General features: G+C 58.0%; 23 protein-coding genes and 2 pseudogenes. 4 read left to right on the top strand and 21 right to left on the bottom strand.

The window, feature by feature from the left end:
• Positions 1–177 precede the first annotated feature (177 nt).
• A complete protein-coding gene (locus LCH65_RS09975) occupies positions 178–561 on the top strand; it encodes a DUF3742 family protein (RefSeq protein WP_226439322.1) in 384 nt (127 codons plus the stop codon).
• 9 nt (positions 562–570) lie between these two features.
• Here the strand turns inward: LCH65_RS09975 and LCH65_RS09980 are convergent, their stop codons facing one another.
• From LCH65_RS09980 to LCH65_RS10000, 5 genes are all read right to left on the bottom strand, one after another.
• Entirely contained in the window at positions 571–2,115 is a 1,545-nt protein-coding gene (locus tag LCH65_RS09980) for a conjugal transfer protein TraG N-terminal domain-containing protein (protein ID WP_011334426.1), read from the bottom strand.
• Positions 2,116–2,125: 10 nt separating this feature from the next.
• The gene (locus tag LCH65_RS09985) at positions 2,126–2,434 is read right to left on the bottom strand and encodes a hypothetical protein (RefSeq protein WP_226439323.1); all 309 of its coding nucleotides are present in this window, start codon (positions 2,432–2,434) and stop codon (positions 2,126–2,128) included.
• Between the two features lie 3 nt (positions 2,435–2,437).
• Positions 2,438–3,820: an integrating conjugative element protein gene (locus tag LCH65_RS09990; protein ID WP_226439324.1), complete on the bottom strand. Its 1,383-nt coding sequence runs from the start codon at positions 3,818–3,820 to the stop codon at positions 2,438–2,440.
• Positions 3,817–4,773 (bottom strand): TIGR03756 family integrating conjugative element protein, encoded by a 957-nt coding sequence (locus tag LCH65_RS09995; RefSeq protein WP_226439325.1) that lies wholly within the window; start codon positions 4,771–4,773, stop codon positions 3,817–3,819. Before LCH65_RS09995 ends, LCH65_RS09990 begins: the two co-directional genes overlap by 4 nt.
• A gap of 108 nt (positions 4,774–4,881) precedes the next feature.
• A complete protein-coding gene (locus LCH65_RS10000) occupies positions 4,882–5,136 on the bottom strand; it encodes a helix-turn-helix transcriptional regulator (RefSeq protein ID WP_226439326.1) in 255 nt (84 codons plus the stop codon).
• 169 nt (positions 5,137–5,305) lie between these two features.
• On the opposite strand from LCH65_RS10000, the gene LCH65_RS10005 reads away from it, so the two are divergent.
• Positions 5,306–5,563, top strand: coding sequence for a LasR-specific antiactivator QslA (locus LCH65_RS10005; protein WP_226439327.1), 258 nt, complete (start codon positions 5,306–5,308; stop codon positions 5,561–5,563).
• Positions 5,564–5,603: 40 nt separating this feature from the next.
• Here the strand turns inward: LCH65_RS10005 and LCH65_RS10010 are convergent, their stop codons facing one another.
• The 10 genes from LCH65_RS10010 to LCH65_RS10060 form a co-directional block, all read right to left on the bottom strand.
• Positions 5,604–8,357, bottom strand: coding sequence for a conjugative transfer ATPase (locus tag LCH65_RS10010; RefSeq protein ID WP_226439328.1), 2,754 nt, complete (start codon positions 8,355–8,357; stop codon positions 5,604–5,606).
• On the bottom strand, positions 8,357–8,773 hold the full coding sequence (locus LCH65_RS10015; protein ID WP_226439329.1) for a TIGR03751 family conjugal transfer lipoprotein: 417 nt from the start codon (positions 8,771–8,773) through the stop codon (positions 8,357–8,359). Before LCH65_RS10015 ends, LCH65_RS10010 begins: the two co-directional genes overlap by 1 nt.
• Positions 8,736–10,250, bottom strand: coding sequence for a TIGR03752 family integrating conjugative element protein (locus LCH65_RS10020; protein ID WP_226439330.1), 1,515 nt, complete (start codon positions 10,248–10,250; stop codon positions 8,736–8,738). Before LCH65_RS10020 ends, LCH65_RS10015 begins: the two co-directional genes overlap by 38 nt.
• Positions 10,240–11,052 (bottom strand): TIGR03749 family integrating conjugative element protein, encoded by an 813-nt coding sequence (locus LCH65_RS10025; protein ID WP_226439331.1) that lies wholly within the window; start codon positions 11,050–11,052, stop codon positions 10,240–10,242. The genes LCH65_RS10020 and LCH65_RS10025 overlap by 11 nt, the downstream gene beginning before the upstream one ends.
• A complete protein-coding gene (locus LCH65_RS10030) occupies positions 11,049–11,690 on the bottom strand; it encodes a PFL_4703 family integrating conjugative element protein (RefSeq protein ID WP_016978885.1) in 642 nt (213 codons plus the stop codon). Before LCH65_RS10030 ends, LCH65_RS10025 begins: the two co-directional genes overlap by 4 nt.
• Positions 11,687–12,100 (bottom strand): TIGR03750 family conjugal transfer protein, encoded by a 414-nt coding sequence (locus tag LCH65_RS10035; protein WP_226439332.1) that lies wholly within the window; start codon positions 12,098–12,100, stop codon positions 11,687–11,689. Before LCH65_RS10035 ends, LCH65_RS10030 begins: the two co-directional genes overlap by 4 nt.
• Before the next feature lie 7 nt (positions 12,101–12,107).
• Positions 12,108–12,479 carry a TIGR03745 family integrating conjugative element membrane protein gene (locus LCH65_RS10040; RefSeq protein WP_054092828.1) on the bottom strand — a complete coding sequence of 124 codons (372 nt, stop codon included), beginning with the start codon at positions 12,477–12,479 and terminating at the stop codon, positions 12,108–12,110.
• Between the two features lie 17 nt (positions 12,480–12,496).
• The gene (locus LCH65_RS10045) at positions 12,497–12,736 is read right to left on the bottom strand and encodes a TIGR03758 family integrating conjugative element protein (protein ID WP_226439333.1); all 240 of its coding nucleotides are present in this window, start codon (positions 12,734–12,736) and stop codon (positions 12,497–12,499) included.
• Positions 12,733–13,068: an RAQPRD family integrative conjugative element protein gene (locus LCH65_RS10050; RefSeq protein ID WP_226439334.1), complete on the bottom strand. Its 336-nt coding sequence runs from the start codon at positions 13,066–13,068 to the stop codon at positions 12,733–12,735. Before LCH65_RS10050 ends, LCH65_RS10045 begins: the two co-directional genes overlap by 4 nt.
• Before the next feature lie 357 nt (positions 13,069–13,425).
• A protein-coding gene (locus LCH65_RS10060; protein WP_226439336.1) for an IS3 family transposase occupies positions 13,426–14,588 on the bottom strand; the annotation gives its coding sequence in 2 pieces (ribosomal slippage) (positions 13,426–14,336 and positions 14,336–14,588; 1,164 coding nt in all).
• Between the two features lie 249 nt (positions 14,589–14,837).
• On the opposite strand from LCH65_RS10060, the pseudogene tnpB reads away from it, so the two are divergent.
• Both tnpB and LCH65_RS10070 read left to right on the top strand, forming a co-directional pair.
• A pseudogene (gene tnpB / locus LCH65_RS10065) lies at positions 14,838–15,173 on the top strand (IS66 family insertion sequence element accessory protein TnpB).
• Positions 15,174–15,223: 50 nt separating this feature from the next.
• Complete coding sequence (locus tag LCH65_RS10070; RefSeq protein WP_017850076.1) at positions 15,224–16,750, top strand: IS66 family transposase; 1,527 nt, start codon at positions 15,224–15,226, stop codon at positions 16,748–16,750.
• 456 nt (positions 16,751–17,206) lie between these two features.
• On the opposite strand, the gene LCH65_RS10075 is transcribed toward LCH65_RS10070, so the two are convergent.
• From LCH65_RS10075 to astA, 6 genes and pseudogenes are all read right to left on the bottom strand, one after another.
• Positions 17,207–17,554 (bottom strand): hypothetical protein, encoded by a 348-nt coding sequence (locus tag LCH65_RS10075; RefSeq protein WP_226439337.1) that lies wholly within the window; start codon positions 17,552–17,554, stop codon positions 17,207–17,209.
• 167 nt (positions 17,555–17,721) lie between these two features.
• Positions 17,722–18,006, bottom strand: a pseudogene (locus tag LCH65_RS10080) (histone-like nucleoid-structuring protein, MvaT/MvaU family); the annotation flags it as partial.
• 105 nt (positions 18,007–18,111) lie between these two features.
• Positions 18,112–19,119, bottom strand: coding sequence for a succinylglutamate desuccinylase (gene astE / locus LCH65_RS10085; protein WP_226439338.1), 1,008 nt, complete (start codon positions 19,117–19,119; stop codon positions 18,112–18,114).
• Positions 19,120–19,204: 85 nt separating this feature from the next.
• Positions 19,205–20,551, bottom strand: coding sequence for an N-succinylarginine dihydrolase (gene astB / locus LCH65_RS10090; RefSeq protein WP_226439339.1), 1,347 nt, complete (start codon positions 20,549–20,551; stop codon positions 19,205–19,207).
• Positions 20,551–22,014 carry a succinylglutamate-semialdehyde dehydrogenase gene (gene astD / locus LCH65_RS10095; protein ID WP_226439340.1) on the bottom strand — a complete coding sequence of 488 codons (1,464 nt, stop codon included), beginning with the start codon at positions 22,012–22,014 and terminating at the stop codon, positions 20,551–20,553. Before astD ends, astB begins: the two co-directional genes overlap by 1 nt.
• A 25-nt stretch (positions 22,015–22,039) precedes the next feature.
• Complete coding sequence (gene astA / locus LCH65_RS10100) at positions 22,040–23,062, bottom strand: arginine N-succinyltransferase (RefSeq protein ID WP_226439341.1); 1,023 nt, start codon at positions 23,060–23,062, stop codon at positions 22,040–22,042.
• Positions 23,063–23,085: the final 23 nt, after the last annotated feature.

A 23,085-nucleotide genomic window follows, 5' to 3' on the forward strand; every position in this document is an offset into this window, starting at 1 on the left:
GTTTACGGGTCCTATTCTTGGCGGATTAGGATATGGGGGCTGTTTTCAACGCGCAGCCCATATCAACGCTCGCGGCGCCGTCTGATCAAACTGATAAACGGTCAGATATGGACCGCTTTCAGTAGTAGGCTAATACTCTTGCCTCAACCATGAAAACGCTCAGAAGAGGGCGAGACCATGCCGACTCAGCAACCTGTTCAAAGTTCACGTGCCCACCACTGGGCGTACGCCTGTGGTCTGTCGGTGAAGCGTGGTTACCGTAAGTTGAAAGCGCTTGAGTCCCGCGTGGTTGAGGGTGCGGAGACGGCAGGAATGCCCGCAGGTAAATTACTTGTTCGCGGGGGTTTTCTAGTTATCAAGTTGGCAATAGCCGCCGGACTCCTTCTAGTTAGCTTATGGTTCACAGTGTCGGTGATGATCCTTATTGTCTTGTGTTGGGCCATCGCCAATGGAACGCCTATCAAACCTAAGGATGCTCTCCGGTACAAGGCATATGGCGACCCATATGGTGAGTATGAGTATGGCCGCGCGCCCGGTCAGCCTGATTTAAAAGACCTGTAGTCGAGTTCTTCACCCCTTCCTTAAGGCCTTTCCAGCAGACATCAGAGCTCCAGCGCCCCTTGCACCAGCGTCCTGCGCTTGAGCTGCTCCTTTGCTAAGCATGCCGTCGGCAATTGAGCCAACGCTATATCCTGCCCAGCTCATTGCAGCCAAAAACAACATCGGAAGCACGACGAACATAGCCCCCATCACGTACTCGATCACCTGCGCGGTGACCGTCCCATCCATAAGTCCGGATGTGGGCAGCGACAACAGCATCTGATTGGACGCCGAAACCTGGTTGTACAAGGTATCGAGCATGCTGGAGTCGACCCAGCGGGCCAGTTCCCACCAGAAGCTCAGCATATGCAGTGTGAACAGTGCGAACGTCACCGTCATGACGGTCTTCAATTGGTAGGTACTGACCAATAGAATCAGCGGCAAGCTGATGATGATGCCCATGATCAGGAACGCCTGCACCATCGGTAGGGCGGCGCGTAGCGCATTCAGCGCCGGGAAGTTGCTGAAGGAGCCCAGTGCTAACCCGGTATTGGTGGCCAGATTATTGAGCCCCTGATTGATCGAGCCGCCACGGGCGCTGGAGCCATAGTCCTGGTACACCTGTCCGGGCGACATGGTCATCGATTGCTGGCGCGGACTGACCAGCTCACGCAGGGTGGCATCCTCGATCTCGTTGCTCGATCGGCCAGTCAACCAACCTTTTAGCTGAGTTAGCAGCGAAGGATCGACTTGCTCGATCAAGCGCTCGCGCAACCCGACACCGCTGTCGCTCCACCACTGTTTGCAAGTGGGGTAGCCCGCGCCATTCTCCAGCCGCGGCAGGGAAACATCGCGGTTGTCGTCATACGGCCAACTGACTCGCGGCGTTCGTGAGCGATCGGTGTCGTAGTAGCCGGGTGTGTCGAGAAAATAGCTTGAGCCGATCCAGGATGCGTCGTGACTTTGTGACTTGTCCAGTTGCGGGCGATTGGTAAACAACCGAGAACGGGAATAGCCGTAGCAGTCGCGAGTGAAGTCGGCGACTTCCTGCAGCAGCACCTGACTGTCGATGCGCGAGCTGTCGATCTCCATGCGCATTTGCCGGATATCCGGTGCGCAAGGGATGGAGGCGGTGGCCGCCGCAGTCACACCTTTGCTCAAGGCATGCACCAGAAACCACCAGATCGGCACGTTGGCAGAGCGTTCGCCGATGGTATTGAAGGTCGTCCCCCAGGCGGTTTCCGCAGGCTTGGCCACACTCACGCCGCAGCGCTGGCTCGCCGCATCGTCGAACGCCATTGATGCAAGACTCAACGGAAAGACGGGGGCGCAACCGAACAAGACGACGATGTAGGCCAGCCACAACCGGTTCTCGATCCGTGGCACCGAGAGCAGTCCCTTGTTGCCTTCATCCGCGCCTTGCTGACGAGCAGACAACCATTCCTGCAAGATGATTGCACCGAAGGGCGCGGCAAACAGCCCAGTATCGGACAGGACGCTCCAGAGGCCGTTGTTGATGATCCAGGCCAGCAGGGAGAGGTAAAATTCCAGGTAGCTGTTGGTGCTCATGAGCATGGTGGTGACCTCACAGTCGGGTGAGTTCGACGCAGATAAAGAGCACGAGCCCTAATGTCCCGAGGCGTTTCACGCGCAGTCGATCCTGTGGTCGATGTCGGTAGCGTCGAAGCAGATCCCGCCAGAGCGCAAAGAGGGCCCCGTAGAGCAGGGCACGCCACCACAGCAGATAGGGCCGTACAGATTCGAATGCCTGCTGCCAGACCTCGAAACTACCCAGCGCAGTGCGGCCGATCCAGGCGACCAGTGCGGCGGTGAGGATCATCACCGCGGCAATCCCTAGACCTGAAAGCAGAGTGAATAGCGGTGAGCGTTTCATGGCTCACTTGCGCCTGGCGTCAGCGTCATTAAGTCGACCGGGCTCGGGGTCGCCTTGCTCGACGGTGCGCGAAGCATCAGCGCCACCGGCATGCCGGTCGAGCACCAGGCTGGCGGTATTGGTCGTCAGCATCTGCCTGACCTGCAGCTCGGTCTGCAGCAGGCGAATTTCGCGCTCCAAGGCGTCGATGTTTTTCGTCAAGGCGATCTGGGCCGGTTCGGCGGAGGCAATGTTCGGTTCGTGACTGCCCGCCAGCAGGGTGCGCAGTAGCAGCAGTGCCTTGTCGAGTACGCTGGACAAGGCCGTCTCACTGGCCAGGCGCCGTGCCAACAGAACCTGGTCGGGATCGTCGCGCAGGGCTTCAATCACACCACGGGTCACCGGCAGCATTGGGCTCGAGGCTTTAGTCAGATTGTCAGGGGTAGGCGGCAGAGAGCCGGACAGCAGCCCTTGCAGGGTCTTGAGACGTTCGCTGTAGGCCTCCTGGATCAGCGGCGTCAATCCGCTGCCAGCGGTAGCACGCAGGGTTTCGCAGGTGTCGCAGGTCGAGACTTCGGTCTCGCCCAACACCCGAACAGCCCATTCGGATTCCTCTTGGGGCGAAGCCCAGGTCTGGCAAATAGCCCCGCCTAAGCAGTCGCTGCTACTGATCGAGGTGCTGTCATCCACCGACCGGTTATGCAGCAGGTTATAGCCCGCGCGCACCACGTCGGCAGTCACGTGAATGGGCGTCTGTCCGTTCCCTCCGGCCTTTGAGCCGCCGACCCAGGACACCCCATTGTTGCCGTTTCGGGCCTCGGTGTTTTTCACCGCAGCCACCGCATCACCGCCGGTTTGCTCCAGATTGCCTTGCATTTCTTGGTCCTTGGCCAGCGCGCCCCAACCGGCTTGACCGACCTTGTCCGCCATCTTTTCGGCCATGGCCTGGCAGGTCAGCTTGGAGCGGTCGAAGTCGATGCGCCCCTGCATCACCCCGTTACTGAGCAACTCATAGAGACCGGGGTTGGCGCGCTGGATGATCAACGCCGGCAGCGACATCACCGCTTGGGTCGCGTTCTGCACGATGCTGCCCATGATCTGCTGGAAACCTTCGGTGGCGCCATTCAGTTGGTTTTGCAGGGTGTTGGTGAGGCTCATGTTTCCGCACATCATGTTCGCTCGCCATGACCCGCCGACACCGATACCACTGGGTCGGTAGAGCGAACTCGGTGAGCCGACTGCCGAGCCGCCGCCGACGGTGTACATCACTCGGTCGTCGAGTACTTCGCCCTGAGTACCCAGGCGGTAATCGCCTTCGGCGGCGTCGGCATACGTGGCCATGGCGAGTAGTCCATAGAGCAACAGACTCATCGTGCCCAACCAGGGTCGCGCGTGAAGCCGGCTCATGAAGCACCGCCTTCGAAGTCGATGCTGAACAGGAAGGTCTGCCCCTCACGTTTGCAGCAGCTATAGGGACGCCACAGCGACCAGGCGTAGCCGCCATCCGCGCTCTGTACCGGATCGCTGGGGAAGATGGCGCATGTGGGCTGCACCTGGGGGTAGAGCAATTGCCATTTGTGGGTCGAAGCGTCGTTTTCAATGATCGGGCCAGGCGGCCAGTAGCCGTCGCGTTTGGCGGGCGTGAGGGGTAAGTACACATGCGGCTGCCCGTTGCGGGTAATCACATCGCCAGCCCGTTGCGCCATGACTACGGCCGCCTTGAAGTCGTCGGGTTGTACGATAAAGCCCTGCCGGGGATAGACGTTGCCCCACATGTTTCCCAAAGCCTGACGACCAATTTCACGGATCCCCGGCACGAGCGACTCGGGGTAAAAACTTTCCGGTATGCCCTGGCGCCAGGCCAGTGAGTCCAGGGTGCTCAGGTAGTAGGGCATGAACGCAGTAGCGCCGCTGGTGCAGGCGTAGCCGGACTGCGACGCCAGTTGCGTTGCGGCCCAGCCACCGGGGTGGCCGATACCATCGACGTTCTTGAAGCGGGGCAGGTTGTCGCGGTGGGTGTTCGGCGTGATCAGGTTGCCGCCGCCCTCCGCGCCGCTGATGGGGGAAGAGAGGGTGGTCATTTCGGTCCAGGGGTTATTGCCGGTGGTGGCGTAGCTCGAGACCACGAGTTCAGGAATGAAATGACGAACCTTGGTTGAGGTTTTGACTGTGCAGCCGAAGGGCGTGCAGAGGAGCCAGAAACAAATACCGACGACCTTGTATGCGAGGCAATTTGGCGAAAGCACAGAGGCGGTGATTCTGCCGGTATCCAGCGCCATGCTTGGGCCGCACGCCAGCAGGATGCTCAGCGCCAAGGGCCGTAGCTTTGTGGGCGTGATTGACGAGCAGGCAGCAAGCATGATCCAGGCTCAATAAGGTAAATGGCCAGGTCAGGTTCGGTTTCGGGCGGAAGACTGTCAGTGGAAATTATGAAGGCGGATCTATCGGATTTGTGAGCTGTGAGACTATTATTTGACGTGAAGGGCGCTGCGCAGGGTGTAGGGTTCTGCAAGCAGTTGATCTGTGGTGATTTCGAGAATATTGGCGAGTTTGCACAGGACCAACAGCGATGGATTGCCCGTGCATCGTTCGATTTGACTGACGTAGGTGCGATCCACCTCGGCCATGAGCGCCAGTTGCTCTTGGGTCAGATTTTTCACGCGTCTCATCAAGCGGATGTTTTCCGACAGATGCAGACGAAGCTGTTCGTAGTTTTGAGTCATGCGCGCAAACTGCGCCTTGAGGGACTCTCAATCCACGGGATATAGTCTACATTAGCATCCAACTAGGCCATTTGATGTTCATGCCTGTTATCGAGCGTTCATTTGGTGTCGTTAAGCTTTCCGAGGTTGGATTCCACATCTAACAATAATTCAGACATCTAGGGTGTATATGGACGAAAACTACATTTCAATTCCGGCGGCGGATGGATGCTCTAGTCTTCTGACGCCTTGGGGCAGCGAGTTTGCCTCGATGATCGAACGTGGCGTGCAATGTGCTCAGGCTTGGCTTGATACGCCCGGGGAGACTCCACTGTGGTGGGCGCTGGCGCAAACCCGCAAGACCTTTCCTGTCGGTGACTGCCAGGATGCTTTTGAGGCTGGGTTCCTGTTGAGGATTCAGCAGCGGCTCCGGTGCGTACCGCAATAACTGGTCACTCGCTTTAGAGCGAAAGCCTCAATAGATTCCCCTATGTGGGTTCTATTCCTCGCGCTCTATCGATCCGTTCAGCTACCCGGTAAGCCGCGTCCAGCTCTGAGCAGCCGTTGTCCTGCATCAGCGTCCAGCGCTCGGCTTTTTCCTCGGGTTCCGTCATGGCCAGGGCGAGATAAAGACTAGGCGGCACAGCCCGAAACAGCGTTTCGAGCTTCTTCGATAGCACGACTCCCTCAGTGTATTTACCCAGCTCCTTACTGGCGGAGAGCAACAATGCTTTCTGCGCCGGCGTGAGTTTCTTGAAACGAGCAATCTCTTCGATTTCGGCCGGTGGCATGTTCAAACAAATCCACCATTCGATCATGTTGAGCATGGTCTGCGCAGCCGTGGGAAAATCGGCAAGGTTTTGCGTGGCGAGCCAGAACCAAGCGCCGAGCTTGCGCCACATCTTGGTCCCCTTGACCACGAATGGCGCCAGCAGCGGGTTCTTGGTGATGATATGGCCCTCGTCGGTGACCATGATGATCGGTCGGCCTAGATACTGGTCGCGCTCGGCAAGGTTGTTCACGGTGTTCATCAGGCTGATGTAGCTGATGGACATCTGTGCCTCGTAGCCTTCGCGCGCGTAAGTGGCGAGATCGACAATGGTCACATCGCTCTCGGACCAAGGCGTGCCCTCGCGATCGAACAGTTCACCCTCGAAACCCTGGCAAAACAGGTCGATGGACTCGCCCATTTCCTGGGCACGCTCGCGACGCTTCTCCGGCAAGTGCGGGTCGGCGGCGACGCGCAGCAACGCGTCGCGCACGTCGTGGGTCAGGACCTGGCGACCCGCCGCGACACAGGTCTGCGCCGCATCCAGAATGCACTCGCGGATCAAGCTGCGATCGGCCCGGCTCAGGCGGGCTTCTTCTTTGGCCTCGCCGCCGGTGATCATCAGCCGGGCGGTGATTTCCAGTTCACCGAGAACATCGCGCTGGTCCTCGCGGCTGGCTACCGCATCCTCGTCCCACTCATCGATCGACAGACTCGCCACTTGATCCGGTTGCTCGACCAGGCGCCAGGCATCGGCAAAGGGCGCAAGGCTGACCGAGGCGCCAGGTTTCAATTGGACCTTGTTGACCGACAGGCCTTGTGTGGCGAAGTAGTCGCCCTGCAAGCCGAATGAGTTGCCGGCCTCGACGATAAATAGGCGAGGGCGGTATACGGCCATGATCTGCATCAGTAAGGTGACCAGGGTCGCTGATTTGCCGGCGCCGGTGGGGCCAAACAACAACAGATGACCATTCATGGCCCGGTCCAGACGTGACAATGGATCAAAACTCAACGGCGAGCCACCACGATTGAACAGGGTGATACCCGGGTGGCCGGTGCCGGTGCTGCGGCCCCAGACCGGAACCAGGTTCGCTAAGTGCTGGGCGAACATTAGGCGGGTGTACCAGTTGCGCGTGTCGCGGGCCGGTTTGTAAGTCATCGGTAACCAACGCAGGTAACTGTTGCAGGCGGCGACCTCGTCGCCTTCCCGCACCGGCTGCAGCCCCGCACCCAGCAGCGCGTTGGCCAGGCTGACCGAGCGCTGGTGCAGTTGCTGTTCATCGTGACCGCGCACGTAGAACGCCAGGGTGCCGCGGTACAGCTTGTGCTGGCGACCGATGATCGCACGAGCCTCTTCAACATCTTGGCGGGTTTGGGTCGAGGCCAGGTTTTCACCGATAGCTTTGCGCGCCAGGCGGTTCAACTGATCCTCGAGCACATCCTGGGGTTTGACCACCAGGGTCAGACTCATCACCGTGCCTTCAGGCAACTGGTCGAACAGGGCGTTCACCGCGTCACCCTTACGGGTTTCGCCAGTGAGTTGGCCAATCAAAGGTGCCCGCCGCAGCTTGTCCACCACCATGACCCGATGGGGTTGACCATCGAAGTACCAGAGTCCGCGCTGCACATTCGAACGCGGTTCATTGAAAAACAACCGTTCGGCGAAGTCGTGATCGAAAGGTAGTTCCAGCGACTCGCCGTTGCCCAACTCTGGATAGGCCACGCGGTGATAGAAATCTTCGGGCGATTCATCGGTGAGCCTGGGCGCTGGATTGAACCAGGGCAATAACCAGGCATACAAACCTCGCCCATCGACTCGCGCCGATTGCACCCCGCACGCTTGCAATGAAGCCGCGATACGTTCACAAACCTGTTGCAAAGAGTGCACCGGGGTGAGTCCCGTCTCCTCTGCGTCAGACTCAAGCCAGCGATAGACCACCAAGCGCACTCGTCGGTTGTTGCCGCGCCAGGGCAGGCGTGTCACCACCTTATCCTCAAATAGCCCACTGGGCTTGGCGATGGCCTTCAGATGACGGCGGCTGAGCTCCAAATACGCCTCGGTGAAGACAGTACCTTGCGCACTATCTCGAATATAGCCAGTCAGCCGTTTCAGGTAGGGGGTGAAGTCGTTGTCGTCCTGGCAGAAAAACTGCGCCACCCAAGGCGCCTGATCCAGTTCATCAAAACTGTCTTGCAGGGCATCCTCAAGGGCATCGCGGGCCGCCATCAACCAATCGGGCTCGCGCCCTTCAGTGCCGATGGGCAGCAACTCGAACACCGCACCCACCGAGCGATTGTCATCGAGCAGAAAACACTGCTCGGTGTCGAGGTATTCGACCCAAGGCAGATGATCGGTGAAGCTGGGGTTATGCGCATAGAGTGCGGCTTCATCGGCCAAGGTGGCGCGAGGGCGCAATCGGTGGCGCCAGGCTTTCCACGCGGCAGTGCGGTTACCCGAATCGCCGGCACGCACTACAAGTCTTCCTGACGTTCACCCGGCAATGCGTACTGCACCCGTTGGTAGAACGGAAAGACGGTCGAGTAACCCGGGACCGGCGCCTGCTCGGTACCACTCAAATGCGGATACACGTACAGCACCAGATCGGGATTGGGCAGGCGAGGGAACAGGTTACGGTTCTCGTTCGCCGCCGTGCGCGTGTACGGTTCTTGGAGAGAAGAGGAGAAATCCGCCTGAGCCAGCGGGCGGCGTAACTGCTGCCGAGCCTCCAGCAGTTGCTGCTGAGTGCCTTGCGAACCGGCGCCGTTCCAGATGTCCAGCATGGTTTGCTCGCCATGGGGCAGCAGCATCTCCTTGTCCGTGGAACACCCCGCCAGGACCCAACACAACACGCTAATCCAGGTCAGGCAGAGAGGCATGGTCTTTTTCATGGCGAACGCTCCGGCCCTTGGGCTCGTAGTCGATGGTAATCTCATGGTCAAGGTGCAGTGCGACCTGTGCGGCCGGTGGCACGTACACGGCAGCAAAGGCTTCGCCATACAGTTTTTTGACCCACTCGCGGATGTCGCTGACCCCACCACTGAGGATTGAATTCAGTGCGCTGTTGCCTGTGCTGTTGGTAACCCCGAGCGTACTGCCGCCCGAACTGATCACACTGCTGTTGTTCTGCTCATCCCCGAGCAAGGCGGCGACACCGGCGCCGGCCGCCGTGATGAGGCTCTGGCTGCCGAGGTATTGTTGGGCGTTCGAGCGACGTTCGCCGGCAATGCAAGGAATGCCATACGGATCGGAAAGGTAACCGAGTCCACCACGAATCTTGTCGGTGTTCGAACTCTGGGTGGTGGAGGCATTGCGGCTGGCGACCGCCTTCGGCTGTGGCACCGTACGGATGGTGCCATCGGTAAACACAAAGGTGATTGACTCGACCTGCCCACGCACGCAGGACAGGGTCCAGTCACCGGACGCCGTGCCGGACATCACGGCACCCGCGACGTCCGGCAGGTCAATGCCGTTGGCCGTCAGATTCTCCGGACCGACCCGCACCTTGAAGGGATAGGGATCATTCACGGTGCCGTCCACCGGGACTCGGCCGATCAGCGCGGTCATGGCGACCGAGCCCATCAGCGTGGCGTTTTCGGGGATCGTGTAGACCGGCTTCGCGCCTTCGGTACGATCAACGGATTGCGTCAGGTCGCGCCCACCCTGGGTAACTGCACGCAGCTGTTTCTGGCTGCGATCAATAGCGTTATCGTTCAAGCCCTCCAGTGAGTTGAAAGCGGTAGGCAGACTCAGTGCGGTGGAAGTCTTGGTTTTGCCTCGGGCGTCGGTGGACGGGGCATCCGAAGGTTCAATCCACTGCAGCGCATCATTGGCAGAGTGCTGCCCTTCAAACTGAGCACCGTCGCCGGACTCAAGCCCCAATCCGATCGGCATGTCCTTGCCTTTGCCGGTCAGCCCTGACAACTGTTCCTGCAATTGCGTCAGCAGACCGCGAGCCTGACGACTGTCTTGTTCCGCTTTGAGTCGGGCCTCATTGGCTTGTCGGCGGCCTTCGTCGACTTGCTGAGTCACGCTGCCAAGCGCCGTCTGGATACGCGAATCGACGCTGTTTTCTCGTTCGCGCAGGCGGTTGTTCTCCGACTGCAGTGAATCGTTGTGTTTCTTCAAACCGAGCATGTCGCTGCGCATGGCCTTCACCTGCCCGACCAGGGTGGCGACCGTGTCGCGTGGGGTATCGCCAGCAATGCCGAGCGACTTGGCTTGTTCGGCGGATAACTGAATGTTGCCCTGATTAACAGGGTGCTCTGGAGAGGGAGTACTACCCGCGACCCAGCTTTTCAGGATGATCAAAACCACGGCCAGCAGCGCAGCCGGTACCAGCCATTTGAGCAGTGCGTTAGCCTTCATCGCCAGCACCTCGCGCAACGGGCGGAAGCAGCACAGCGTGTTCGAGGCCGGCACCGCGGGTGACAAGGTAGGCGATCGTGGTGTCTTCAGCGCTGCCGACAGGCCCGAGGAAAGCATGCTGGAAGGCCGCGGCAAATAGCTTGGCCTGAAGCCGGCGCGGATCGAGTTGCACCGTCTCTAAGCCACGATTGCGCAACTTCACCGCCGTCACCCAGTAATCACCGAGTCGCCAGGCGGCGATGGGCGTGCTGGACACGTTTTTGGTCGGCAGCAGGGCCGGCAATTCGGTGCGCAGCTTTAGCGGCACGCGGCGTACGCCGGGCAGGGACTCCACGGTGCGCAGCGGAGCGTACAGGCTTTGCGCGGCGTAGCGCGTCAAAGCGACCGGGATCGGTGTACGTTCTGGAACAGGGACGGTGCTAGATTCCGTCTCGGCAGCTTGCTCCTGAGCATTCTTGAGGATACGTACGGGCTCCAGCGGTTGATCGCCAGGCGTGGCCGCGATATCCAGCAGGATGATCTCGCCCGTTACGACCGATTGCAGCTGCAGGCGGGTCGGTGCAATGACTTCCGACGCGCGCAGGTACAGCGTGCCTCCGGTTGATTGCACGCGCAGCTTGCCCGTCAGGGTTGAGGGCACGCCGACTCGAACAGCCTCATCGACAAAGATCACTCGTTCCTGATTGATCACCAGTGGGACCGCGAGGGGGAGGCGTTCCCAGTGCATCAGCTCGACGGCCTGCGCTGCAGCTCCCCATAACATCAGTGCGACGATGAGTCCCAGAGTAAAAATCCGCTTCATGGCTCACCTCCAGGCAGGGAGATTTTTTGCGGAGTGCCCTGATAACAGTCCAGTGCCAGCCCCCACTTGTTGCGTTCGGGGTCCAGGTCGAAACGCACCACGCGCAATGGATAACGCACCACCACTCGTTTCACCGGTTCGGCGGCGTAATATTCATCGGCATTAAGGTCGAGCTTGACCAGCCAGCTGTCGCGATCGAGTTGCTTAACCCTGAGTTCTGGATCCTCGCTGTAACCTCGACCCAGAATTTCGTAGACACCACGCACCCGCTGGCGCAGTTCGCCGGCGGCCTTGCGGTACTCGTAGTCGCCGTCGAGGAAGGCTTTGCAGGCGGGTGTCAGGTAAGACTGCAAGCCATAGATGGCGCGGCGATAATCCTGCTCGCCATCCGAGGGCCAACGGTTGAGTTGGCCAAAGATGTACAGGGCAAAGGCATAGACATTCTCCGAGGGGATATCCCACCACTTGCGCGTGCTGCCCGAGCGCAGATCCGGGGGGACATGCACGGTCAGATCGGTCGGTGCTGAGCGCCAGCCGTACCAGAGTCCGGCGCAGACCAGGGCAAGGATCATTACGGCCAGACGCAGACTGAAGATATGGGCCTGTTGGGCATCCACCTTGTTCCGAAATCGGCTCATGGCTGCCACCGGGACAGGGCAGGACGCAGTCGACGCGAACGGCGAACCGTCCAGGCGCCGGAGTGGAGGATCAGACTGCCGCGACCCAAGCGCCAACGGCTGGCCAGTACCCATTCAAGCTTGCGGTACAGCCAGGTCTCGGGGCGGGCTCGTTTGGCCCGACGCAGTACTGTGCCACCGGCCAATAACACCACGGCCATGCTTGCGATCATGCTGGTCGGCGCCACGGCAATGGAGGCGGTGGCGATCGCCAGAGGAACGCCCTGCAGCAGACCAATGACGGCGCCGGCACCGAGTGCCATCCACATCTCATCATTGGTCAAACCGCGTAAAACGGCGGGATCTCGATTGAGTCGCTCGGGCAGAAAAACCAAGGTGCCATCGGCAAGGCGTTCGATAGTGTCGTTCATGTCGACCTCACAGAATCGCGGCAGCCTTGGTCAGGAACCAGATGATGATCACTACCAGCAGGGCGCCGATGCCAACCACCGCGCCGAGGTCTTTCCAGGTCTTGCGCTGGTTCTGTACATCGGCATACACCGTCAGCGAGTGCCAGGCCACACCCAAGAAAGCGAGCAGGGCGATTAGCAGACCGAGTAGGATGCCGCCGTCGTAGGCGTAGTTTTTGATCGTTTCGATCAACCCGGAGCCTTCTCCGCGCGAAGGGGCTTCCATGGTCGGAAGCTCAGCAAAAGCCAGGCTTGGACCGAGCACCAGCAGCAGACCGATCACGCGCTGGTTCGTACGATCACGCAGGTTGTTTTTTAGAGGGATAAGGCACTTGAGCATGACGGTGATCTCCGGTGTTAGGACAGGGTGAAGAACATCAAAATCAGCAAGGTGAGCAGTACACGCGCGGCGCTGCCGCCGAAGGCTCCAAAACGCACACTGCCGGTGGCCCAACCCCGGTAGGCCGTCCACATCACCCAGGCGCACCAAAGCAAAGCCAGAACGAGAACCAGGGATAGCCAGAGCGTCGAACTGCTCTGCGGTGAGAAACCGGAGGCGTTTTGGAACGCTGAGGTTTGGGCGTCAGTCATGCTCATGGCGACGGCTCTGGGGAAAGAGTGTCGAGGCGGTAATCGCCAGTTATTTCACTGGAGTCACGAGGCTGGGCGCGGGGCGGAGACAAGTAATCCTTCACACCTCGACGGATGCGCTGGATGTCCTGAGTTAGCCGGGGGTAGTCGAAGAGATAGCGTTCGTAGTGTTCAGTCGAGCTGGTTGCCGCAGTTTGAGTTGCAAGGCGTTCGATAACGTCGAGCTGCTGCTGGACTAGGCTGAGCTGATCCTCCTCATGAGCAGATGCGGCATAGCAGATGCCATCGACGACAGCCAGCGAGAGTAGTAACAAGCAACGAAAGACGGTAGTTGGCATGATGCGGGCCCATATGGATATGGGAGCAGAGTCAAGTCAAAGGTCGAATTCTTCAGTAAGAAACCTGAGGTCGGATAAATCGCTTTTTCTGGGGAGATACTGGAGATGAGAGCTTAGTAAGCGGATGGCGAACACACCTACCGAACTCCAGTATTTAGGGCGATGGTGTCCGCGTATTTTTAAGCGGACGCGATCACCCTTATCGCCAGGATTTCCATGCGCCAACGCAGCTCTTACCCCAAACTATTCAAAGCCCAGGTCGTCCAGGAATGCCTGCAACCTGGAGCGACGATTTCCAGCGTAGCCATCCATCACGGCATCAACGCCAACGTGATCCGCAAGTGGCTACTGTAGTGGTCAACTGATCCCGGACACTGAATTGAGTTTTTCCTCAGCGACCGCAGGCGCTAGCCCTTCGTTGAACTGATGCGGTCGCCGCCAGTTGTACCGTTCCATCAGGAAACGACCGAGATCTTGTTTAGCCAACGCGGCGCTCATGTAGCCCACCGTCGGTATCCATTCAGTTTTCAGGCTGCGAAATAGCCGCTCCATTGGCGCGTTATCGTGGCAGTTGCCGCGACGACTCATGCTCTGTGTGAAGCGGTATCGCCACAGTCTCTGACGGAAACTCCGGCTGCCGTATTGACTGCCTTGATCGCTGTGAAACAGCACATTTTGAGGCCTGCCACGCTGCTCATAGGCCATGTCCAGCGCTTTGATCACCAGGTCGGCGTCGGGCTTGGCCGAGAACTCCCAGCCCACAACCCGGCGCGCATAAAGATCGATTACCGCCGCTAGATAGTGCCACCGACCTTCGGCCCAAACGTACGTTATGTCACCGCACCAAACCTTGTCGGGGGACGCCACGCTGAACCCTCGATCAAGCACGTTCGGGATATCAGGCCGCTCCACGGTCGCCTTTTTATAGGCGTGGGAGCCCGGCTGTTTGCTGATCAAGTTCATCTCGCGCATCAACTTGCGTACCTTGAATCGTCCGATCTGCATGCCGTCCTCTCTCATCATCAGCATGATGCTCCTGCTGCCCGCAGCGCTCCGGCTTTGCGTAAACAGCTCGTTCACGCGGCTGCGCAAAACCACCCGTTCGGCATCTGGATACCGACGTTTCCGGCAGTACGCGTAGTAGCACGATCGGGTTACTTCAAATACCGAGCACAACAGATCAATCGGCTCTTGAGCCCGCAGTTGATCGATTAACGCGAACGCTCGTGTTCCTCGGCCATCAAGAGCGCGGTGGCCTTTTTTAAGATGGATTTTTCCCGTTCCAGCCGATTGATGCGGGCTTCGAGTTCCTGGATTTTTTGCTGCTCAGGCGTCAGGGCTTTGCTGGTCGGAGTAACACCGCCACGTTCTTGCTGGAGCTGGTTCACCCAACGACGCAAAGCCGACTCAACCAGCCCAAGCGAACGGGCTGCCTCGGTATGACTGTAGCCTTGGTCGAGCACCAGGCACGCCGCCTCGCGCTTGAACTCAGGGGTAAAGGTACGACGTTGCTTGGTCATCAGACACCTCTCTATGGCGAGCATTCTCGCCTAAATGGGTGTCCGGTTTCATTAGACCACTACACTACCGATTTACCGGGATCAATCACCCGCAACTCTGCCGGCCTTCATCCCCGTACAAGCTGCACCCAAGCGCGCAACAGAAGAGAGGGTGATCATCTCACTGGCTCTGGGCGATAAATCCGTCACCGTAAAATGGCCAGCCTCAGATCCGGACGGCTGCGCGTGTTTTATTCGTGGCCTGGCCCAATGATTCGTATCGACTCCATCTGGCTCGCCACCCAGCCCATGGACATGCGGGCCGGCACTGACACTGCACTGGCCCGGGTGGTTGCCGTGTTCGGTGCGGCTAAGCCGCACTGCGCTTACCTCTTTGCCAACCGCCGGGCAAACCGCATGAAGGTGCTGGTGCATGACGGCGTTGGTATTTAGCTAGCGGCGCGACGCTTGAATCAGGGCAAGTTTCATTGGCCGGGCATCCATCGTGGCGCGGAGGTCGAACTCGACCCCGAACAACTTCAGGCGCTGGTACTTGGATTGCCTTGGCAGCGAGTAGGTGCAGGCGGCGCAATTACATTGCTCTAATACCTGGCTTTTAGCTGTGACCGGAGGACTGCTTTGGTAAAATCCACGGCATGACTTCCTTGCCCGATCTCGACCAAATGCCCCCTGAACAACTGCGCGCGCTGGCTGCGCAGTTGATGTCCAAGGTCGACACCATGGGCAGAAAGATCCATCGTGATGAGACGATCATAGAGCAACTCACTCACGAAATCGCCATTCTCAAGCGGCACAAGTTCGCTAAGCGCAGTGAGCAGATCAGCCCGGCGCAAGGCAGCTTTCTCGATGACCTGCTCAATACCGACCTCGAAGCCATTGAGGCCGAGTTAAAAGCACTTCATCCCGCATCCGCGCAGGCAGAGCCACGCCAGCAACCCAAGCGTGCGCCGTTGCCACCGCAGTTCCCACGCACTGTGATCCATCACGAGCCGGACAACACTCAGTGCGCGTGCGGCTGCCAGCTTCAGCGCATCGGTGAAGACGTCAGCGAGAAACTGGATTACACGCCGGGCGTGTTCACGGTTGAGCAGCACGTTCGTGGGAAATGGGCCTGTCGGCAGTGCGAAACACTGATCCAGGCCCCGGTGCCGCCGCAGGTGATCGACAAGGGCATCCCCACTGCCGGGCTGCTGGCGCATGTGATGGTGGCGAAGTTCGCCGACCACCTGCCGCTGTATCGACAGGAAAAGATCTTCGGCCGTGCCGGTCTGGCTATCCCGCGCTCGACACTGGCGCAGTGGGTGGGCCAAACCGGCGTACAGCTTCAGCCGCTGGTCGATGCGCTGCGCGAAACAGTGCTGGCACAGCGAGTAGTCCACGCCGATGAAACGCCGGTACAAATGCTGGCGCCAGGTGAGAAGAAAACCCACCGCGCTTACGTCTGGGCCTACAGCAGCACGCCATTCTCGGCACTCAAGGCAGTGGTCTACGATTTCAGCCCCAGCCGTGCTGGCGAACATGCGCGTAACTTCCTGGGCACGTGGAACGGCAAGCTGGTCTGCGATGACTTCGCCGGCTATAAGGCCAGCTTCGAGTTGGGCATCACCGAAATCGGCTGCATGGCCCATGCGCGGCGCAAGTTCTTCGACCTGCACGTAGCGAATAACAGCCAATTGGCAGAGCAGGCGTTGCACTCAATCGGCGGGCTGTACGAAGTCGAACGACACGCCAAGGAAATGAGCGATGAAGATCGCTGGCGACTGCGCCAGGAAACAGCGATGCCCATTGCTGAAAAACTGCATGAGTGGATGCTGGCCCAACGCGAACTTGTGCCCGAGGGCTCGGCTACGGCCAAGGCCCTGGATTACAGCCTCAAACGCTGGGTAGCGCTGACCCGCTATCTGGAGGACGGTGCTGTGCCCATCGACAACAACCAGATCGAAAACTTGATCCGGCCATGGGCGCTTGGGCGGTCGAACTGGTTGTTTGCTGGATCACTGCGCAGCGGCAAACGGGCGGCGGCGATCATGAGCTTGATCCAGTCTGCGCGGGTCAATGGTCATGATCCGTATGCATATCTGAAAGACGTTCTCACACGCCTGCCGACGCAGCGGGCGAGTGAAATCGATCAATTGCTGCCACATAAATGGTCGCCGATTTAATTACGCGAGGAGTGATAGCCGGACATATAAAAGGGAATGCCGATGCCAAATGGATTACAAGATGGGAGCCCGCAGCAATGAGCTTTGACATTATTATTTTGAAGCCTACTGACCTCAGTGAAAACGATCTGTCCAACGTCGAGGACGTGCTAGATATTGGATGCCCTGAGGCCGTAATCACATTTCTGGAGTTGGTGTACCCTGGATGTGCCCAAGGTGCATTTTCGGATGGTGAACGCTACTCGCTCGAGTCTGCTCAGAATGGAGACCCAGTGACCACCATACACCTTACTCTCAGATACGGGCGAGCCTGGTCTGAGGCAACCAATGCTGAGTTCCTGACCCTGCTCTTGAGGCTCTGCCAATTGCTCCAGTCAGTAGCTTTTGCGGTCTCCGATAACTCAAGGATCACACCTCCCTGCTAAAGACGGCCCATCTTGCTCGCCATAGAGCGGCTCACCTAGCGAATTGGTGCGTGTACTTGATCACATGGGCAGGAAAAAACTCTTCATAAAAAGCAGTGGGAATGCCGAGGATACTTATCTCGATGCAATCGGGCAGAAGCTCTTCAGCGTAATCCAGAATGGTGACTCCCATAGATGGAATAACCAAGCCTGCTTCGGTTTTAACTGAAAGGGCCAAACCGGACTGGTCGAAGTGATTTGTGCAGCACTCGTTTTGAATAGCAGGATACCCAGTGGTTGGCTCGAACTGGCCGAAAGCAACGCCCATGGGAGGATCTCCACTCTCCAGCGACGAATAGCCAACCAAAATCAATCCGCTATAAATCGAAAATCGCGCCATCTGATCGCCTATTGCTTGCCGTGGCATTGGATATATATGGTGTTTATCACTTGATTAGCTTGGATGCGAGAGCGCCGTGGAGGTTCGGAAGATGACTTGGCCGGACGCTTACAGAGCTTACAGCTATGTGGCACTTCAACCTTTGGATAGTGGTTGGGGCATTAGGGCACCTCGCCCGAATGAGGGTTCTTGTACAGCTTCATAGCACGAGGCTTACGAGTACCCTTCACCGGCGCGGTGGCGGCAGCTTTGCCTGGCTTAAAACCACCCTGAGGATCCAGGATCGAGACGATGTCTTTCAGGCTCTTGTTGTACTCGCCCAGCAGAGTGCGCAATTTGCTCTCAAATTCGATTTCTTGCTCGAGGCCTTTGTCGACCTTCATAGCTTCGAGAGCTGCAAGCTGTTCAGCGAGGTGGCGTTCAAGTTGACGGAATTCTGCAAGCTTGGACATTGTGCTTCCTACGTGGTCGTTTGATGGTAGCGGACGTCTGTTGAACATCTAATTTCAGTATATGAGATACGATCTGAATCCGGGATAAAGGCATCAGCAAACCGGCTATACTAGCTCTCCGTTCAGCGGGACGATAATGAGCCCAGCACGAAGCCCGACATTGACATGAGGGTTTGGGAAAATGATGCGAGCCTGACGCTCCTCAACGATCCAGAGTGCTCCACCAACATCCTCTGCCAGCAATAGCCCCTCCTCAAGCTCAGTAAAGTTCTGAACGTCATCAGCCAGGTTCAGCCGGAATTCATCACTGCGTTTGACCACTTCTCGAGACACCGTGAACAGTTGCATTTGCTCGACGGCGCCATCTGACCACAACTGCTCCTGCCCCTCGATTAATTGCTCCAGCACTGCTTGAATCCCGCTCAAATCAACATCGGTGTTATTGCCGAATGGTCGAGCGCTACCCAGCTCCAGAGTGAACGCCTCGACGCCCAAGTGCCCATAAGTGTAGGCACTGAACGTGATCCCAGGTTTATTTTGTAGCAGCACGGTATTGATGGACGCGCCATGCAAACGGGCTAGCTCGACCCTGGAACGTTTGCGGCCTTCGGCCCATGGGTAGAGAGCAAATTTCTCAATCTTCGAGCCTCGGATAGCAGTGTGAAGATCGTAGTGAAGCTGATAACGGTCAGTGTTAGAGAAAAACTCGCAGGCCAACCTTTCCAGCTCGCCCGCGCGAGTTGCCTCGCGTCCATCTACGCCATTGTGCCGGCCAAAAAATAAACGATTGATGTCGTTTTGCAGATATCGAACGCCGGCCCGCATGGACTCGGTGTTACCCAGCAGAAAGAGGATTCGCGCTGCCGGTTTGAGGTCGCTAGACGCTATTCGCCGGACGAACAAGTCGACCAGCTCAATAGGAGCTGTCTCGTTGCCGTGCAATCCAGTCGAGACTAGCAGATCAACGCCGCTGTCTACCCCTGGAGCTGGCGAAACCTCCAGGGCCCCCTCCGTTAGCCAGCGTAGTCGAGTGCCGTCGCATGTGTGCTGAATCTTTTCCACCGGCTCATGGCCATCAAGGGTCATGGCAAGGAGGTTACCCAGAGATAGCATGCTTATGTCTCCTAGTAGGCCGCAGGATGGTGGACGTACGGTGGGCTAAGCTACGTAACTTCCAGCGCAGGCCATAAATACGTCGTCAGTCAATCTGGAAGGGGTAAACAGACCCTAGCGCCAAAATCTGGGTCAATTCGTCCAAGGCTGTCCGGCTCTCAACCAGTAATAGTGGATCGGCCAAATCGAGGTCGCAGAGACGGTCTCGGTAGTGGGTCTCTATCCACGCCACGAGGCGTTCGTACAGAGCAGGTGTCATGGCTACACCAGGGTTTACCGCCGCCAACTCAGCATGGTTAAGCGCCACACGTAACCGCAGGCAAGCAGGGCCTCCCCCGTTCTGCATGCTTTGCTTGAGGTCGAATACTTTGACTTCTTGGATCGGGCTTCCAGTGCAAGTTAGCTGCGTAAGGTAGCTCCACACTCGTTGGTTCTGGCGGCATTCATCGGGGACGATGATGAGCATCGAGCCATCGGACTTCGTCAGGAGTTGGCTGTTGAACAGATAGGAGCGAACAGCATCAGAAACTGAGACCTGATCCCGGGGCACACAGATTCCCTGGAACCGACCACCGAGGCGCTCCAAGTTGCTATCCAACTCTGAGAGCATCGACTCCGTGTTCAGGAATGCGTCCTGATGATAGAACAGAACCTCTGCATTACCGACCGAAATCACATCATTATGGAACACGCCTTGATCGATCACTGCCGGATTTTGCTGCGCAAACACCACGCCGCTTTCGCTCAAGCCATGCAGCCGTGCTACGGCTTGTGATGCTTCAAGCGTCTGGCGCGCCGGGTATTTTTCCGGCATCGGATAGCGGCTGTCGAAAGCACTCCGTCCATATACGAAGAACTCCACTCCGGGGTCGTCATACTGACGGCAAAAACGGGTGTGATTAGCGGCCCCTTCGTCGCCAAATTGGGCCACTGCGGGTAAGGCCGCATGGTGAGCAAAGTGAGCGTCGTCGCGAAACATCGCGCCCAAAATGCGACTGGTGACAGGGTGCTCAATGGCGCGGTGAAACTTGCAGTTCAAATTGGCTGCAGTGAAGTGGACGCGACCATCTGATGTATCAGCGCTTGGGCTGACGGTCGCGGCATTCGCCGTCCACATACTCGATGCCGAACTAACGGCAGACAGTAGCGGCATAGCATCTTTGGCGGCCTTGGCGATGACCTCGGAATCTGAGCCAGTGAACCCCAGAGACCTTAACGAGGCCACTGCGGGTCGCTCGTGCGGTGCGAGTACGCCTTGCTTGAAACCCATTTCCATCATAGCCTTCATTTTCGCCAGACCCTGTTTTGCGGCCTCTCGCGGATTGGACACTGCCTGGCTATTGCTATGGGATGCTACGTTGCCGTAGGACAGACCGCCATAGTTATGTGTTGGCCCTACCAAGCCATCAAAATTCATCTCATGGGCAGTCATTACAGCGTCACTCCGGGTGTTAGGGTTTCAGGTAAGCTCAGCGACTCGCTTTCAAGCGAGGCCACTGGATAGGCGCAGTAATCGGCGGCGTAGTACGCACTGGCGCGGTGGTTGCCTGAGGCACTGATACCCCCAAAGGGCGCACTGCTGGCGGCCCCCGTGAGCTGCTTATTCCAGTTGACGATCCCGGCCCGACTTTCCAACAGAAAACTCTCGAAACGCTCGCGCGAGTCTGATAGCAAGCCCGCTGCCAAACCAAATTGTGTGGCATTGGCTTCGGCTACAGCCTCTTCAAAGTTGCTGTATCGAATGACCTGCAGCAGTGGGCCAAAAAACTCCTCATCGATGCGTTCGCTGACTGCAGTGACATCGAGGATGCCTGGGCTCAGCAATGCCGTCCCCTTGCGCAACTGAGTCATGGCCAGCAATGCTACCGCCCCCTTTGACAGCAATATCTGCTGAGCGCCTAACAAGTGTGTCGCGGCCTCCAGTGAAATTACCGACCCCATGAATGGTGAAGGCTGCTCATCAAAGCTCCCCACTTTGAGGTTCGAGGTAATCTCTACAAGTCGGCTAAGCAGCGCATCCCCCCAAGCTCCTTTAGGAACAAGTAGTCGGCGTGCACATGTGCATCGCTGGCCTGCCGAGATGAAGGCGGATTGGATGATCGTATATACCGCAGCGTCGACATCATTGATCTCGTCCACGATCAGTGGGTTGTTACCACCCATCTCCAGCGCCAGAATCTTCTGAGGTTGGCCTGCAAACTGAGCGTGTAGCAGATTTCCAGTCCTGCTTGAGCCCGTGAAGAAAAGACCGTCAAGCCTCGTATTGGCGGCCAGGGCGACGCCGGTTTCACGAGCCCCTTGGACAAGGTTCATTACACCCGCTGGCAAGCCCGCATCCGTCCATGCACGAATGGTGAGTTCGGCCACCTTAGGTGTCAGCTCGCTCGGTTTGAATACCACCGCGTTGCCGGCCAGTAGCGCAGGAACGATGTGTCCATTGGGAAGATGGCCTGGGAAGTTATAGGGCCCAAACACTGCCACTACACCGTGAGGTTTGTGCCGCAACACTGCAGAGGCATCGGTCAATACACTGCGTTTGGTACCGGTGCGCTCATGATATGCCTGTAGCGAAATGGCAACCTTGTTGATCATGCTGGCTACTTCGGTTGCCGCTTCCCACAGCGGCTTGCCCGTCTCTTCACCAATGGCGTGTGCGATCTCCGCGCTTCGTGTTTTCAAGATTGAGGCAAAAGATTCGGCGATGGCGACGCGGTCTTCCAGGGACTGACGCGCCCATGCTGGGAATGCACCGCGCGCGGCATTGACTGCAGCGGCAACTTGCACATCACTTGCAACATTCCCCTTCCAGACCACCTCCTGGCTAACCGGATCAAGAGATTCCAGGTACATGCCTTGCCCGTCCACCCATTGCCCTGCGATGTAGTGAGTTGTCATTTTTTCTCCTAGGATCCGCAAAGGATCAGGCTTGTTTTCTGGCGGACAAAGTGACTGCACGAACTGAGGCGCCTGGCTGCAAGTACAGACGCTTGGCTGTGAGGGCATCGACCACCAAAGAGCCTGCGGCAACTCTGGCTGGAGCAGCTGTGATCCGGCTGCTTTCGCGTTTGCGGTTGTGAATGAGATAGGGCGTGGCATCCTCGCCAGGTACACCTATCGCGAGCACGAGCACTTGGCTATCTGCAATCGCGCGAATATTGTCGGTCGACGCTTCGATGGTAGCCCCTCCATCAAATATGTCGATGTAGCCCTGATAGCTGAAACCTTCCCCCTTGAGCATGGCCAGTGCGGGTTCAGTGTGTGGATGCACCCGACCGATAACGCTCCGGGCTTCTTCTGACAGAAAGCAGGTATAGAGGGGGAATTTCGGCATCAGCTCAGCGATGAACGACTTGTTGCCCACGCCCGTCAGATAGTCGGCTTGATCAAACTCCATCTTGAAAAAGTGCCTGCCAAGGCTTTCCCAGAATGGCGAACGCCCTTGGGAATCAGACATTCCGCGCATCTCGGCAATGACTTTTGGCCCGAATAACTCACGAAATTCGGCGATGAAAAGAAAGCGTGCTTTAGAAAGCAGGCGACCACTGATCCCGCTGCGGTGATTGGCATGAAGGAATAACGAGCAAAGCTCAGAGTGACCCGTGAGGTCATTAGCCAGGAATAAAGTAGGGGTTTCGGAGTGAATGCCGAGGTCTTGCGAAGCACTCACCGTCAGGCCAACCCGGTAGTTGTACCAAGGCTCACGTAGACCCACCGCACCTGCAATTGCACTGACCCCAACAACGTTGGCGTCGTCATCCTCGAAAACGAACAGGTAGTCTGCATCAGCCCGTTCGACTTTGCCGTTGAAAGATTTTTCTGCCCAACTTACGCGGTGTGCCAGACGTTGCTCATTAGCGGGCAATGTAGTCAGTCCAGGGCCGGTGCTGCGTGCAAGCTCAAGAAGCTTGGGCAAATCTGCGCTGGTGACAGGACGAACAATCATATTTACTCCGTTCAGGCGCATGC

It is taken from the genome of Pseudomonas sp. MWU16-30316 (assembly GCF_020515645.1).
Lineage (GTDB): Bacteria > Pseudomonadota > Gammaproteobacteria > Pseudomonadales > Pseudomonadaceae > Aquipseudomonas > Aquipseudomonas cerasi.

Excerpts from the sequence above, each read along its gene's own strand:
- LCH65_RS09990 (WP_226439324.1), bottom strand. The coding sequence starts at position 3,820 with ATGAGCCGGCTTCACGCGCGACCCTGGTTGGGCACGATGAGTCTGTTG.
- astE (WP_226439338.1), bottom strand. The coding sequence starts at position 19,119 with ATGCTATCTCTGGGTAACCTCCTTGCCATGACCCTTGATGGCCATGAG.
- LCH65_RS10050 (WP_226439334.1), bottom strand. The coding sequence starts at position 13,068 with ATGCCAACTACCGTCTTTCGTTGCTTGTTACTACTCTCGCTGGCTGTC.
- LCH65_RS10000 (WP_226439326.1), bottom strand. The coding sequence starts at position 5,136 with ATGACTCAAAACTACGAACAGCTTCGTCTGCATCTGTCGGAAAACATC.
- LCH65_RS09995 (WP_226439325.1), bottom strand. The coding sequence starts at position 4,773 with ATGCTTGCTGCCTGCTCGTCAATCACGCCCACAAAGCTACGGCCCTTG.
- LCH65_RS10005 (WP_226439327.1), top strand. The coding sequence starts at position 5,306 with ATGGACGAAAACTACATTTCAATTCCGGCGGCGGATGGATGCTCTAGT.
- LCH65_RS10035 (WP_226439332.1), bottom strand. The coding sequence starts at position 12,100 with ATGAACGACACTATCGAACGCCTTGCCGATGGCACCTTGGTTTTTCTG.
- LCH65_RS09980 (WP_011334426.1), bottom strand. The coding sequence starts at position 2,115 with ATGCTCATGAGCACCAACAGCTACCTGGAATTTTACCTCTCCCTGCTG.
- LCH65_RS10020 (WP_226439330.1), bottom strand. The coding sequence starts at position 10,250 with ATGAAGGCTAACGCACTGCTCAAATGGCTGGTACCGGCTGCGCTGCTG.
- LCH65_RS10025 (WP_226439331.1), bottom strand. The coding sequence starts at position 11,052 with ATGAAGCGGATTTTTACTCTGGGACTCATCGTCGCACTGATGTTATGG.
- LCH65_RS10015 (WP_226439329.1), bottom strand. The coding sequence starts at position 8,773 with ATGAAAAAGACCATGCCTCTCTGCCTGACCTGGATTAGCGTGTTGTGT.
- astA (WP_226439341.1), bottom strand. The coding sequence starts at position 23,062 with ATGATTGTTCGTCCTGTCACCAGCGCAGATTTGCCCAAGCTTCTTGAG.
- astB (WP_226439339.1), bottom strand. The coding sequence starts at position 20,551 with ATGACTGCCCATGAGATGAATTTTGATGGCTTGGTAGGGCCAACACAT.
- LCH65_RS10075 (WP_226439337.1), bottom strand. The coding sequence starts at position 17,554 with ATGGCGCGATTTTCGATTTATAGCGGATTGATTTTGGTTGGCTATTCG.
- LCH65_RS10045 (WP_226439333.1), bottom strand. The coding sequence starts at position 12,736 with ATGAGCATGACTGACGCCCAAACCTCAGCGTTCCAAAACGCCTCCGGT.
- LCH65_RS09975 (WP_226439322.1), top strand. The coding sequence starts at position 178 with ATGCCGACTCAGCAACCTGTTCAAAGTTCACGTGCCCACCACTGGGCG.
- LCH65_RS10040 (WP_054092828.1), bottom strand. The coding sequence starts at position 12,479 with ATGCTCAAGTGCCTTATCCCTCTAAAAAACAACCTGCGTGATCGTACG.
- LCH65_RS09985 (WP_226439323.1), bottom strand. The coding sequence starts at position 2,434 with ATGAAACGCTCACCGCTATTCACTCTGCTTTCAGGTCTAGGGATTGCC.
- LCH65_RS10030 (WP_016978885.1), bottom strand. The coding sequence starts at position 11,690 with ATGAGCCGATTTCGGAACAAGGTGGATGCCCAACAGGCCCATATCTTC.
- LCH65_RS10070 (WP_017850076.1), top strand. The coding sequence starts at position 15,224 with ATGACTTCCTTGCCCGATCTCGACCAAATGCCCCCTGAACAACTGCGC.
- astD (WP_226439340.1), bottom strand. The coding sequence starts at position 22,014 with ATGACAACTCACTACATCGCAGGGCAATGGGTGGACGGGCAAGGCATG.